This window comes from Slackia sp. (assembly GCF_977041755.1).
The window spans coordinates 47,643-61,044 of record NZ_CDRRGL010000003.1 but is presented as its reverse complement, the minus strand read 5'-3'; the positions used below and the strand labels follow the sequence as shown (position 1 = coordinate 61,044).

General features: G+C 57.2%; 10 protein-coding genes. 5 read left to right on the top strand and 5 right to left on the bottom strand.

All coding sequences use genetic code 11. The annotated features are described in order from the left end of the window. On the top strand, nt 1-711 hold a 711-nt coding region (locus ACWI8T_RS00795), incomplete at its 5' end, for a gamma-glutamyl-gamma-aminobutyrate hydrolase family protein (protein ID WP_449137580.1). 65 nt (nt 712-776) lie between these two features. Here the strand turns inward: ACWI8T_RS00795 and ACWI8T_RS00790 are convergent. Together ACWI8T_RS00790 and ACWI8T_RS00785 are read right to left on the bottom strand one after the other, a co-directional pair. After that, a complete protein-coding gene (locus ACWI8T_RS00790) occupies nt 777-2,138 on the bottom strand; it encodes an MFS transporter (protein ID WP_449137579.1) in 1,362 nt (453 codons plus the stop codon). 274 nt (nt 2,139-2,412) lie between these two features. Continuing rightward, entirely contained in the window at nt 2,413-3,654 is a 1,242-nt protein-coding gene (locus ACWI8T_RS00785; protein ID WP_449137578.1) for a CaiB/BaiF CoA transferase family protein, read from the bottom strand. A 45-nt stretch (nt 3,655-3,699) separates the two neighbouring features. On the opposite strand from ACWI8T_RS00785, the gene ACWI8T_RS00780 reads away from it, so the two are divergent. Both ACWI8T_RS00780 and ACWI8T_RS00775 read left to right on the top strand, forming a co-directional pair. Continuing rightward, nucleotides 3,700-3,957, top strand: a complete 258-nt coding sequence (locus ACWI8T_RS00780) for a response regulator transcription factor (protein ID WP_449137577.1) — start codon at nt 3,700-3,702, stop codon at nt 3,955-3,957. Between the two features lie 131 nt (nt 3,958-4,088). Beyond that, entirely contained in the window at nt 4,089-4,865 is a 777-nt protein-coding gene (locus tag ACWI8T_RS00775; RefSeq protein WP_281668563.1) for a dimethylarginine dimethylaminohydrolase family protein, read from the top strand. A 121-nt stretch (nt 4,866-4,986) separates the two neighbouring features. Here the strand turns inward: ACWI8T_RS00775 and ACWI8T_RS00770 are convergent, their stop codons facing one another. The 3 genes from ACWI8T_RS00770 to ACWI8T_RS00760 all read right to left on the bottom strand — a co-directional run bounded on the left by ACWI8T_RS00770 (nt 4,987) and on the right by ACWI8T_RS00760 (nt 8,194). Continuing rightward, nucleotides 4,987-5,733 carry an energy-coupling factor transporter transmembrane component T family protein gene (locus ACWI8T_RS00770; protein ID WP_449137576.1) on the bottom strand — a complete coding sequence of 249 codons (747 nt, stop codon included), beginning with the start codon at nt 5,731-5,733 and terminating at the stop codon, nt 4,987-4,989. Next, complete coding sequence (locus ACWI8T_RS00765) at nt 5,726-7,537, bottom strand: ABC transporter ATP-binding protein (RefSeq protein WP_449137575.1); 1,812 nt, start codon at nt 7,535-7,537, stop codon at nt 5,726-5,728. The genes ACWI8T_RS00770 and ACWI8T_RS00765 overlap by 8 nt, the downstream gene beginning before the upstream one ends. A gap of 84 nt (nt 7,538-7,621) precedes the next feature. After that, on the bottom strand, nt 7,622-8,194 hold the full coding sequence (locus ACWI8T_RS00760) for a hypothetical protein (protein ID WP_418950304.1): 573 nt from the start codon (nt 8,192-8,194) through the stop codon (nt 7,622-7,624). 1,017 nt (nt 8,195-9,211) lie between these two features. On the opposite strand from ACWI8T_RS00760, the gene ACWI8T_RS00755 reads away from it, so the two are divergent. Then, entirely contained in the window at nt 9,212-11,230 is a 2,019-nt protein-coding gene (locus ACWI8T_RS00755; RefSeq protein ID WP_449137574.1) for a DEAD/DEAH box helicase, read from the top strand. Between the two features lie 339 nt (nt 11,231-11,569). Continuing rightward, a complete protein-coding gene (locus ACWI8T_RS00750; protein WP_449137573.1) occupies nt 11,570-13,165 on the top strand; it encodes a sensor domain-containing diguanylate cyclase in 1,596 nt (531 codons plus the stop codon). The last annotated feature ends 237 nt before the right edge of the window (nt 13,166-13,402 follow it).

The window sequence follows — 13,402 nt, the reverse complement described above, 5'->3', positions numbered from 1 at the left end:
GCAGAAATCAATCCCGCGACGAACATGTGCGAAGTTAATCATGAATACGCGCTCGCCGTCGCAGCAGCTGGCGGCACGCCCGTCATGCTGGCGCCCCTCTCAGATTCCCCTTCTTATGTCGAAGACGTGCTCGCCTCGCTTGACGGGGTTCTTCTTTCGGGAGGCGGCGACATTTCTCCTCGTGCATACGGAGAATCGCTCAGACATCCGTCAATTCTTGGCGTCAACGAGCAGAGGGACTATTTCGAGCTTCAGCTTGCTCGACGAGCCTTCGTGTTAAACATGCCGACGCTTGGCATTTGTCGGGGTTTGCAAATCATGAACGTCGCACTTGGCGGAACTCTTTATCAAGACCTCGCTCTTATTGAGGGCATCGCCGACGAGCAGGTTCACCTTCATCGGCAGCCAAAGCCCTACGAACGAGGGCAACACGAGGTGAATATTTCACCCAGATCGACACTCCACGCCATATACCGCGAAGAGCACGCCGAACAAGCGGACGACCCTCTGCCGCTCTTCGTCAACTCCATGCACCATCAGGCAATTCGCAATATTGCCCCTTTGCTTGAAATAACCGCGACGTGCGGCCCTGTTATCGAAGCGGTCGAAAGTCACACCTCGGCCTTTTACGTAGGCGTGCAATGGCATCCGGAGTATTTGGGCAACGCCGCGCCGCTTTTCCGCGCGTTTCTAAACGCAACGCGCGCTTAAAACGATGGAGCCGCCGAAGCGACCCCATAGCATCACGAATCCTCTTTAAGCAGAAAGCCACATTCTTATTTCGCCTTATCGCCCTCGAGGAAACGCTTGATGTCGCGACTCTGGAAATAAGCAAGTCCCAGCGTGCAGGCAATCGCGCAGGCGATGAGCAGCGCAGCGCCCACAAAGGCAACCTCGAAGCCGGCGATATCGATTACGGCGCCCCATAAAAATCCCGAGCATACGCCCGCAACATTCGCTGCCATGGAAATGCGCGCATACACAATAGGATATTCAAGGCCGCCGAATGTTTTGCGGGCAAACGACGGCGTCATGACATTGGTGACGCCGTAATAGACGCCATACGCGAATGCGCCCACCGCGATAACGACGGCCGCATTGCCGGCGCCGCCTACCAAAATAAGCACAGCACCCACGATGCCCATGGCGATGCACGCAACCGCGCCCGAGAACGGATGCTTTTCACCCACGTATCCAAGCCCGAGCTTTGTGCCCGTTTGAGCCGCCATGGAAAGCGACGTGGCCCATGCACCAAGCATGGGAACAGCAGATCCAACCGCCAACGTATGCACATACGAGGGAACCATGCCGTTGAGGTACATGCCGAAATTCAAGCAGAAGCAAAAGCCCATAATGAGATAGAACTGGGGCATTTTGAACGCTTCCCTCGCCGCGATGCCCTTGCGGGCGCGAGGATGCTCGCCTGGCGCAAGTTGAGCGACAAGGGCAGCGGCATCAATCGGCGCAGAAGCTTGACCCTTTTCATCGGTCGAAGCACTCTGCGCATTTGTCCCGTAGGGCAAAAGTCCTTTGTCGGAAGGACGGCTTGCGATGCATGCAATCATAATCGGCACGCATGCGAGCGTAATGGCGGCGAACACGCGATAGGTCGCCTGCCACCCGAGCGCTTGAATGAGGGCGCCACCAACGGCTGCCCACACCATGCCGCCAACACCCGTAAAAGCCGCAACCAAACCAATATAGAAGCCCGCATTCTTATCGAACCAACGCGTGATAAGCGTCGCGGGCGCCAGATAAATTAGCGTGCACGTGCCAAATCCCATAAGCACGCCGCACGCGAGGTATTGCCACAATTGCGTCGAGAACGACACCAGGAAAAACGCAAGCGCCGCCACAAAACACGACCCTCCGATGCATGCACGCGCATCGCAACCGTTCAGCAAACGGCCCGCAAAGGGGAGGAATACGAGACCAGATAGGCACGCAAGGGGTGTGAAGTAGCTCAGCACGCCCGTTCCCACGCCCAAATCGGCGGCGGCGTAGGGATAGAAGATTCCGGCACAGCTATGCCCAAACGAAACGGGGCAAAACATGCATATGACAAGCGCGAAAACAACGAAGAAACCAAAATGAGGACGCGCGTTCCGAGCATTTCCCGATGGGGATTCAGTCACCATAAAACACCTCTAAACGAAAACAACCATTCCGCTGAAGCAAAAACCATGCCACAGCGACCAGAAGAAGACGAGGGCCGTGCGCGACATAACGCAACAGGCCAATCGGCGCGTTTCCCTGAGCCAAAAACAGCAGCAATTGAACGCCCGACTTTCGGCCGACGCGAAAAGAAAGCCCGCATCCAGGGGAAATGGAGTGCGGGCTCGCAAAAAGGAGATGCGGCGGCATGAGAGAGGAATGGGAAGATGAGCCACCGCCGAATATGCGGAAAGGCAACTACTTGCCGGTAAGTGTCGTTTCTTGGCGAATAAGACCCTCGTCATAAAGCTGGGCAATTTCCTCGTCGCTCACGCCGAGACCATGCAGAATCTCTTCGTTGTGCTGGCCGACGAGCGGCATGCCGCGCTGAATCTTGCCCGGGTTCTTCTTCAACTTCGGAACGACGTTCACACCGCGCATCGTTTCGTCATCGTGGGCGTTTTTCCACGTGGTAAACGTTTCACGCGCTTTGTAATGAGGGTCGGCATCGCAATCGGCGAACGTATAAATGCGGCTGCAGGGAACGCCTGCTTCGAGCAGGATTTCCTCAGCCTCGGCACCCGTATGCGCACCGAAGAATTCGGCGAGCTTGCCCTCCAAAATATCGCCAGCGGGCGTACCCATGCCGCACAGGCCCATGCCGTCATAGAACGGGTCTTCGGCAATGTCGATGCCAAGCACCTTGCATGCGTTGCGCACAACGCCGGCACCCAGAATGAGGATGTACAGATTCACGCCGTCTTTGCAGGTATAGGTGCCATATCCCGCAGAGCTCGTCGAGTGGGACCCCTCGCGCTTGGGCAGCACGCCGGCATTGAGGTAATTCACCACATAGAAGCCCGAGCAGCGCACCATAGCCTCATACTGTGCAGCATCGATTGAATCGCCCTGACCGGTTTCCTTGGCGCGGTTAAGGGCGGCCAACGCTCCGACGATGGCAAACAGACCAACAAAGTAGTCGGAAGGCTGCGGGAACGCGGGCACGGGAGCTCGATCGGGGAAGCCATTCATTTCCATATAGCCCGAAAACGCCTGACCGATGGCATCAAAACTCGCGCGGCTTATGTAGTCGGGGTCGCCCGTTTGGCCAAAGCCCGAAATATGTACAATGACGAGCGCCGGATTAACCTCCCACAACGCCTCGTCGCTCATGCCCCACTTGTCCATCTGGCCACCACGGAAACCGTCAACCAGAATATCGGCGTTTTCAAGCAGCTTGTAGAACAGCTCGCGACCACGGCCATGACGCACGTCCATGCACAGCGATCGGGAATTGCGGCGATCCATGCGCGTACCCCAACCGGGGAGCACCGGGTTCGGACGGCTCGTGTCGCGACCTTTGGGATTTTCGATGCCAATGACATCGGCGCCCAAATCGCCCAACATCGCGCAAGCAAACGGCCCAGCAATCGCCTGCGAAAGATTAAGAACCTTCACGCCCTGCAGCGGGCCAAACGGTTCGAACGTTTCTTCTGCCATGTTTCCTCCTCCTTGCATGTGGATACGGAAGGAAAAGCAAAAACCATGCCAGAAGCCGGCCGCGCCACCGAAAGCGCGCCTTCCGCCGAAGAGCTGCAGGCGGAATTCATCGCCCGATACGGCCTCACACCACGCGAGACCGACGTGCTGCGCGCCGTGGCTTGCGACGAGCGCCCTCTCAAACAAATTGCCGATGATCTGGGAATTTCGCTTCGCATGGTGCAGCGTCACCTCACGAACATCTACGAGAAAACAGACACGCAAACGCGCACTGGGCTCACGAAAGAGTTCATGGGAAAATAGCCTCAATCAAGCATGAGTAAACTCACCCCCTCCCTACGAGACGTATTCGCCTAAAGGGGGTACAATGGGGGTCGTTTGGAAAGCCGCGCAACGCGCGACTGTAGCCACGTTCGCAGAGAGAGGAACTTTCCATGGCTAAGTTTTCCCACGTTATTGTCCGCCGCCCCGGCAAATCGCTGTGCGACGGCATCACCAGCGCACCTGAGCTGGGCAAGCCGATTTACGAGAAGGCGATTGAGCAGCATGACGCCTACATCGAAGCCCTGAAGCAGTGTGGCGTTGACGTTACCGTGCTTCCCGCAATGGAAGAGTATCCCGACAGCTGCTTCGTCGAGGACACCGCCGTTATCACCCGCTGCGGTGCCATCATCGACAACCCAGGCGCTGGCACCCGCAATGGCGAGGCCAAGGAGATGGAGCCCACCATTCGCCAGTTCTTCGACGACGATCACATCGCCCACATCACCGCTCCTGGCACGCTCGAGGGCGGCGACGTCATGATGGTTGGCGACCACTTCTATGTGGGCCGTTCCGCTCGCACCAACGAAGAGGGCATTCGCCAGTTCATCGAAATTCTCGAGGGCTGGGGCCTTTCGGGCAGCGAGGTGCCGCTGGAGTACGTGCTGCACCTGAAGACCGGCGTGAACTACCTGGAAGACAACAACATGCTCGTTTCTGGCGAGTTCAAGACCAAGCCCGACTTCGAGAAGTACAACAAGGTTGAAATCCCCGAAGATGAGGCCTATGCCGCCAACTGCATTTGGGTCAACGGCACCGTCATCGTGCCCGAGGGCTACCCCACCGTGCTCAAGGCCGTGCAGGATCTGGGCTACAAAACGCTCACCGTTGACACGTCTGAGTACCGCAAAATCGACGGCGGCCTGTCCTGCCTGAGCCTGCGCTTCTAATTCGCGCATCTCGCTTGTAAACGCGCCATTCGCGCACATGCACAAAGGGAGTCGAGCAATCGACTCCCTTTTTAATGCGACAAACCATTTCGCGCATTCGCACAGACACCAGTGGCGCCGACTAAAACGCAACACCCAGCATAATGAGTGCAATGCACAGGGCGAAGGCCGCATAGTCTCGCGCCACGAACGGGTGGCGATCGTAGGCGCTCTCACGCGTGCGCAAGTAAAACCCCCGCTGCTCGGCAGCAAGCGCCGTGGCGTCGGTTTTGCCCACCGAAGAAAGCAGCAGCGGCACGCACAAAGGCAGCATAAGGCGCATTTTCTTAAGTGGATTCTTCGTATCGTATTCGACGCCGCGCGCGGTTTGGGCTTCCATGATGGCATTCATTTCCTGCGAGAAAATAGGCACAAAACGCAGCGCCGTGGTAAACGTGAACGCATAGCGATACGGAATATGCAGCTTCTCGACGCAGGCGTTCGCAAGATCGCCAAGCGGGGTAACCATGAGCATGAGCAACAGCGGCGTCGCCACGCCGAGCAGGCGAAGGCACGCCTTGCTGCCCGTAATAAGGCCCTCATCGGTGGCAAATCCAAACACAGGCGTGCCCGCACGCATGAAAAGAACCTGCAGCACAAATAAGATGAGCGCAAGCGGCACGAGCAGTTTCATGAGCACGACCAAACGGCCCACAACACCCGCGTAAGCCCCCATAAGCAACGTGAACGCGAGCAACCCTACAAGCATGGCGTAAGAATTGGACAGAAACGTCGCCGCGATAATGGAGGCGGCAAGCGCCACCTTCACCACGGGGTTCAGCTTATGCAGCAGCGTGTCGCCCGGCATATAGTCGATAACGTTAAGCACGGCAAGCCAGCTCCTTCGCAACGGCAACAATGTCCGACACTTCGGAAAGTCCCGCAAATGCTGGTGACACCTCGGCCGCGAGTTTTTTCGCCAGCGCGATAGCCTGAGGAGGTTCGACGAAAGCGCTCTGCATGAGGTCGGCGTTCGCGAACACATCGGCGCACGTTCCGCGCCCAAGAATTTCCCCGTTCGCCATAACCACCAGGCGATTGGCGAAATCGCTCACCACTTCCATGTCGTGACACACCATGACCACCGCGCTTCCCGCCGCCGCCATGTCGCGCACGGTTTCCATAACCGTCATGCACTCGCGGTAGTCAAGCCCGCTCGTAGGCTCGTCAAGCACGATGACCTGCGGCTCGCCCACCACGACCGACGCAAGCGCAACCATCTGGCGCTGGCCGCGCGACAGCGAAAACGGCGCTTCGTCGAGCGGAAGGCCGAACCGCTCGCACGTCGCTTTGGCGCGCGCAGATGCCTCGTCCAGCGAAACGCCCTGCAACAGCAGCCCGAATGCAACCTCGTCGAGCACGGTATCTTTGCAAATTTGCCGATCGGGATTTTGGAACAGCGTGGACACGTGACGGGCAATGCGACTCGTGGGAACCTCGCGCGTATTCAAGCCAGCAACAACCACGTTGCCCTCGGCAGGCTTAAGCAAACCGTTGAGCAACTTGGTGAGCGTGGTTTTGCCCGCGCCATTCTGGCCCACGATACCGACGATTTCGCCAGGGAGCACCTTAAAGTCGAGCGCTCGCACCGAAGCGCCGCCACCCGGATAGGAATAACTCACGCCTTCAAAACGAACCACTGGCTCGCCAGTGCGCGCAGAAGAGGAAGCGGCAACAACGGAATCACCGTCAATCGATGAGTCGCACATAGCCGCATGCAAAGGCGAACTCGGCACGGCAGGCACCGCACAAGCCCCCTCAACGACGGCGCCGCGCACGCCCTCGCCCACGATGCGGGCAACAAGCGCCGCCGCCTCATCGACGGAAAGCGCCGGCTCACCCAGCTCGCACAGCCCCGCCGCCGCAAGCGAGTTCGACACGCGAGCGACGCGCGGGCTATCAACGCCAATCTCACGCAGTCGCTCGCCATGCGAGAACACCTTGCGCGGCGTATCGTCGAATATCAGTTTTCCCTGTTCAAGCACCACAACCCGACTGCAGTATTCCGAAAGCAACGCAACCTTCTGCTCGATAACCACCACGGTGATGCCGGCCGATCGGTTTACTTCGCACAGCGTTTCGAACACAAGCGTTGAAGACGCCGGGTCGAGCGCCGCGGTGGGCTCATCGAGCACCAGAACGCGCGGGCGCAACGCCAGAATAGCCGCAATGGCAACCTTTTGCTTTTGGCCACCCGAAAGCGTTGCGATTTCGCGATCGCGCAAATCTTCGATGCCCACCGTTTCGAGCGCCTGCTGCATACGAGCGGGGATTTCATCGTGCGTCACGCCGAAATTCTCCAGCCCGAACAGCAACTCGTCACACACATTCGATGCCACGAACTGAGCATCGATATCTTGCAACACGCTTCCTACCAGGCGTGATACATCGGTTAGGGTAACCTCGCATGTATCTTTGCCATCGACCAGGCACGCCCCGTACAGCTCGCCCGCGAAGTGGTGCGGCACCGCACCCGACATAACGCCCGCCAGAGTCGACTTGCCGGCGCCCGACGGCCCAATGACCCCCACGAATTCGCCCTCGGCAACGGCGAGCGATGCCCGTTCGAGCGCGTGACGCTGCGCGCCTGAATACGTGAACGTTACGTCTTTAACTTCGATGATCGAATTCATGGCCGGCCTTTCGGAAACCTATATGCGAGATGCTACTTAATTACTCTTAGATACTTGATAACCTTTAGAAAGGTTAAGTGCGGCCTAATCTTCGACCTTCAGAGCCTTCTTAATGGGCACATAAAGCGCCTGGCACAGAATGGCATTGAACACCGCCGTGGCGATAACGACGGGAAGCATTGCGGCGGCGAGTTCGCCGACCACGCCGATCATGGCCATCTTGATAACCATGAAAATGCAGCCCGAAAGCACCGTGGTCACAAACGCGCCAACCAAAGGAATAATCTTTTTCGCCGGCGTCTTCATGCCCGCCTTTACGATGAGCGCCATAACCACCGCGGCAACGCCTTCCGCTGCGAAATCGATAAACGGCGACGTGGTGGTAATTTGAATAACAGCCGCAGAAATAAGGCCAATGACCAGGGCTTGGCCGATATTTGGACGAACCACCAAAATAGTCAGGCAGAACGCCGAAATGATGAACTCGGGCGAAATCATGCCGCCTGTGGCGCCAGAAATCGCCTTGCCCACAAACATATTCAGAATAAAGCCCGCCGCGAGCAAAATGGCGAGCAGCACGAGCGCTTTAATGTCGAGCTTTCCGCGATCGACGGTTGCGACGGTACGGGGCTGGGCGGTAGTAGCATTTTCAGACATGAGATGCGTCCTTTCGAGGAAAGCCTGTCAAAGTCGCCCGTTAGCGCTATTCGCTAATGCCACCTGTTAAATGCTACGAGCATTTAACAGGTCGGGAGCAGGTTGAGTAACAGGTTGAATGAGCGTTGTTCGAAGAAGTGGAGGCGCGTGATGCGAATGCGGTCGATGCCTTTTACGTTGGCGCGCCCAAGGAAGTTCGGCGCATACAAAAAGGCCCTCGGTCTAACCGAGGGCCCCTATTCGCCAAACTATAAAAGGCGTGAGGAACTCACAGTCGACCGACCGTATTCGCATCACGCCACCACCAGTTCATGAGGTTGTTCTGAATGCTGTTCATGCTGGTGGCTCCTTTCGGAAAATCGTCTGCAGCGCCTGAGCGCTGCGTTTTCGTTGCCACGCACTATAGCACACTAAAGCACGCTAGCAATAAAAATTTCGTGAATTGTTTTCCGCCTGCGCTTCGTTCGCGCATTGCCAGGCATAATAGCCAACGTTGTTTTTAACCGCGCTTTATTCGATCGCATATCGATTGCGCCCAAGAGCCTTGGCGGCTCGGTGAATGCGGATTGACTCCCCGCTTCCCATGTAACTCGCCCGGGGCTCCGCACACGACGATTGGCCTCACATGGCGGGTTGTTCTCGCATTTCGCGCAACAATCCAAAAGAAATGGCATACAAGGCTGGCACCTCGCTCGCCTGACTTTCGCTGCGGCTTTATGCCGCTTGGCACTTTGCGACCTTTCGGCCGTAGCTCCCGTATGCCGCTCTGCGGCTGCAGGCGCCACGTCCATCATGCCCGCAGAAACGGCTGCGCACGCATCCATTTCGCCCGCATGCCTGCTCGCCTCGTGCCACGTGCGACCTCGCATTCAATTCGCATCGCGTTAAAGCACCTGACCAAAGGAGCACGTCATTACTACGTTCGCTGAGCTCGGCCTTTCCGAGCAGACCCTCGAAGCCGTTGACACCCTCGGCTACACCGATGCAACCCCCATCCAGGAGCAGGCCATTCCGCTGGTGCTCCAGGGCCGCGACCTTATCGCCGCCGCAAAAACCGGCACGGGCAAAACCGCCGCGTTCTCGCTTCCTTCCATGGACCAACTGGGCCATCGCGAAGGCAACGACCGCGGCCCCTTCATGCTCATCGTGACCCCCACCCGCGAGCTGGCCAGCCAGATCGCTGACACGTGCATGCCCATCGGCAAGCACACGCACCACTTCGTGGGCACATTCGTGGGTGGCGTGGCCTACGGCCCGCAAATCAAGAAGCTCGAGCGCGGCCTCGACGTGGCCATCGTGACCCCCGGCCGCATGATCGACCTTATGGAGCGCGGCGCCGCCGACCTCTCGCAGGTTCAGGTGCTCGTTCTCGACGAGGCCGATCGCATGCTCGACATGGGCTTTTGGCCCCAAGTCCAGCGCATTGTCGAGGCCACGCCCAAAAACCGCCAGACGCTGCTGTTCTCGGCGACCATCGACCGCAGCCAGGACAAAACCATGTTCAGCATCCTGAACGACCCCGCGATTGTTGAAATCGCCCACCGCGGCGAAACGGCCGACAAAGTCGACCAGTACGTGATTAAAACAACGCGTCGCCAGAAGCCCGAGCTGCTCAACTCCTTCATCAAGGAAAAAGGCGGCTACCGCGTTATCGTGTTCACCCGCACCAAGGGCGGCGCCGACAACTGCTGCAAGCGCCTTCGCCGCATCGGCATTCCCGCCGAGGCCATTCACGCCGACCGCAGCCAGGCCCAGCGTAGCCGCGCGCTGACTAATTTCCGCGAGGGCAAGACCAACGTGCTCGTCGCCACCGACGTGCTCGCTCGCGGCATCGACGTGCCCGAGGTCGACTACGTCGTGAACTACGACCTGCCCATGATGCCCGAAGATTACGTGCACCGCATTGGCCGCACAGGCCGCGCGGGCGCCGATGGCTTCGCCGTGTCGCTCGTGACGCCTGACACGCGCAACCTGCTGCGCAACATTCAGAAGTTCACGGGTCAGGAAATTCCCGAGATGAACTTCGAGGTTTCGGCCGATGCGTTCGAGCCGGTTGAAGGCGCCGATGAACGCCTGCTCGCCGACGACGAGAGCTACTTCTTCGAAGAGAAGAAGAGCCGCGGCAAGAAGGGCGGCAAAAGCCGCGGCGAAGGCAAGTTCGATCGAGGCAAGGGCAAAGGCGGCAAGAAGGGCGCCCGCAAGCGCGACTTGGAGCGTTCCGCCGAGCACAAGCGCAAGCTCGAAGCCGAAGCGAGCGGCGAAGAGTACATTCCCGCCAACCCGCACCACAACAACGGCGGCGAGAAGAAGCGCAGCCTGAGCGAACGCCAAGCCGCAGCCGACGCAGCTTACGCAGCCATGTTCGACACGCCGAATATGGAAGGTGGCAAGAAGAAGTCCAAAAAGCGCGGAAACGACGAGGGCGGCTATTCGTACGATTCCTTCTCGAAGAAGGGCGGCGCGAAGGGCAAGCCCGGCAAGCGCAGCCGCATGGCCAACCATGACGACCGCGACCTCGACGGCTTCCGCGACGAGCGCCGTGGCGGCGGCCGCGTGCGCAAGTACAACGACCGCGACGATCGCCGTAGCAGCAACGACCGCAACGGCGGCAAGCGTGGCAGCTGGGATACCCCGCGCAACGAAGCCTATCAAGGCAGCTTCTTCGACGACGAGCGCGGCAGCCGCGGCGCACGCGGCAAGAAGTACGCCGACAAGCAGTACTCCGACGGCCGCGGCAGCAAGCCCGGCAAGAAGAACTACGGCAACGGCGGCCGCGGCGGCAACAACCGCAGCAACGGTTTCGGCGGCAAGGGCTTCGGTGACCGTCCGAGCAACGGCGGCGGACGCCCCGGCAACGGCGGCCATTCTGATGGCTTCCAGCGCTCCGGCAAGGGCGGCGCGAGCCGCAACAACGGCGGCAACTTCGGCGGTCGCGGCGGCAACAACCGTGGCGGCAAGTTCGGAGGCGGCCGTCCCAATGGCAACAACCGTGGCGGCAAGGGCGGCAATCGTCCCGGTCGCGGCGGCCGTCGCTAAGCGATAGCAAAATCAAAACGGAGGCTCCCCGTGAACTGCCTCCCATTTCTTGGACATGAGAAATGGGAGGCTTTTTTATGCGTGTCGACTTGAGGGTGAAACACGACATCGGGGCCAGGAAGGCGGCAATCGAGCTCTTCGAGCGAGGCCACGGCTGGATTGGCTATAGCCAATCCACTCAAGAAGGACCTAGGATGGAAGGCCATCAGGGAGCATCGCGAGGAGAGGGGCCATACGGTATAGCGTCGGGACATGGTCCGGAAAAACGTCCGAAATCCCATTCAACGCATTTTGATAGTATGAAAGCAGTAATTGAACAGAGTTTTGAGAGAAAAACGTATGAATCAAATTGTTTCGTTGTTTATGTTTAGCCGCGGTGATTATGAGAAAGTTAAACAGGATGCATGGGAAGAAAACTGGAAAGCCATGCGGCTGTATTCTGTTGTGGCGCTTGTTGCCTTTGGGGTCATAACGCTGGTGAGTGCGTTTTCTCTGAGTATCGGGAAATATAAATGGGTGTATCTGGCCTATACGTTCCTTTCTTTGGTCTATTTTTGCATTTCTCGTTGTCAACTTAGAAGCTTCTTGGGGAAAGAGCTGGTTATATACAGCTTTTTTGCCGCGCTGCTGCTGTTCGGCATTATTACGGGAACGCTGATTACACCGGAGGGGCTCACTGTCGACTACATTGTGTTCACGATGGTAGCGCCGCTGCTGTTTACCGCCAGAACGGCGGTCATGAACGGGCTGATTCTGAGCAGTATGCTGCTCTATATCGGACTTGCTTTCTTTGCGCAGCACACCCCAATTCTATCCAATAACCTCGTGAATGTGATTCTGTACGGGGTGCTGAGTATGTTTCTGACTGCCACGGTGATGCGAAGCAAGCTCCAGAGAATCCTGTACCATAAGGAAAAGGAAATGTTGGAAGTCAGCAAGCGCGAATCGCAGGAACGAATCCTGAATTACGAGAGATTTCTCACGGACATGGTTCGGTATGCCGCTTCAGAAGAAAATCCGGACAAAGTACTGAATCAACTGGTGGAGTATATCGGACAGCGTATGACCGCCGATCGAGCGTACATCTTTGAACAGAATGACCACGGAACGTTTGACAACACCTACGAGTGGTGCAAAGCGGGTGTATCCAAAGAAAAAGATGACTTGCAGGATGTGCCGTATGAAGGCATCATTGAAACATGGTTTGCACAATTTCAAGAATCCAACAATGTCATCATCCATGACATTGAAGAATACAAAAAAACAAGCGAAGCCATCTATGAACTGCTGAAACCTCAGGGTGTCAATACCCTTGTGACAGGGCCAATTAAAATCAACGGCAAGATGGTCGGATTCTACGGTGTGGACAATCCTCCCGAAGAGAAACTGCATGAGATCTCGAATCTGATAGATATGATCGAGTTTATGATCTCTTTTATGATAAGACTGCGCGATAACGCAGATGCACTGGAGCACAGTGCATTATATGACCAGCTCACAGATTGTAAAAACAGAAAAGCACTGGATTGGGCGTACACAGAAAAGCTAGAGAAGTACTTTCCCCTGGCGGTTGTCATGTGCGACATAAATGGCCTAAAGGAAATAAATGACCAAAAGGGACATGACGCCGGTGATAACGCCATTGTGCAGACCACACAGACGCTGAAATCTGTGTTCGGAAAGCGTCATGTGTATCGGCTTGGCGGAGATGAGTTCATTGCGGTTCTGCCAAACATCACACATCAGGCGTTTCAGAAACTACTGGAAACGGCAAAAAGCCGACTGGGTGCTACCGCGTCCCTCGGTACGGCGATAAGCGGCACAAGGGACACGGATTTTGAGTCGCTTCTGAAAGCCGCAGATGCGGAAATGTACGAAAACAAGAGGCAATACTACATCGTGTCAGGGAATGATCGGAGAAAGCGCAGCGTGTGAGAGGGAAAGACCGTGATTCCGTGCGTTCCCTATGATTCCACGAAGCTCGTTTACAGGCTTTTGCCACCTTCGCCGCCAATGAAATGGTATTCATAGCACCTTTTCTCATGAATACGTCGCAGCGCACGCCGCACCAATCGATTCATCAACGCCTCATCGATACGCGGCCCACGTCCATCCCTTTGCTTAACTTGTATGTATCATATGATACATACAAGTTAAGCATGCCTCAGCACC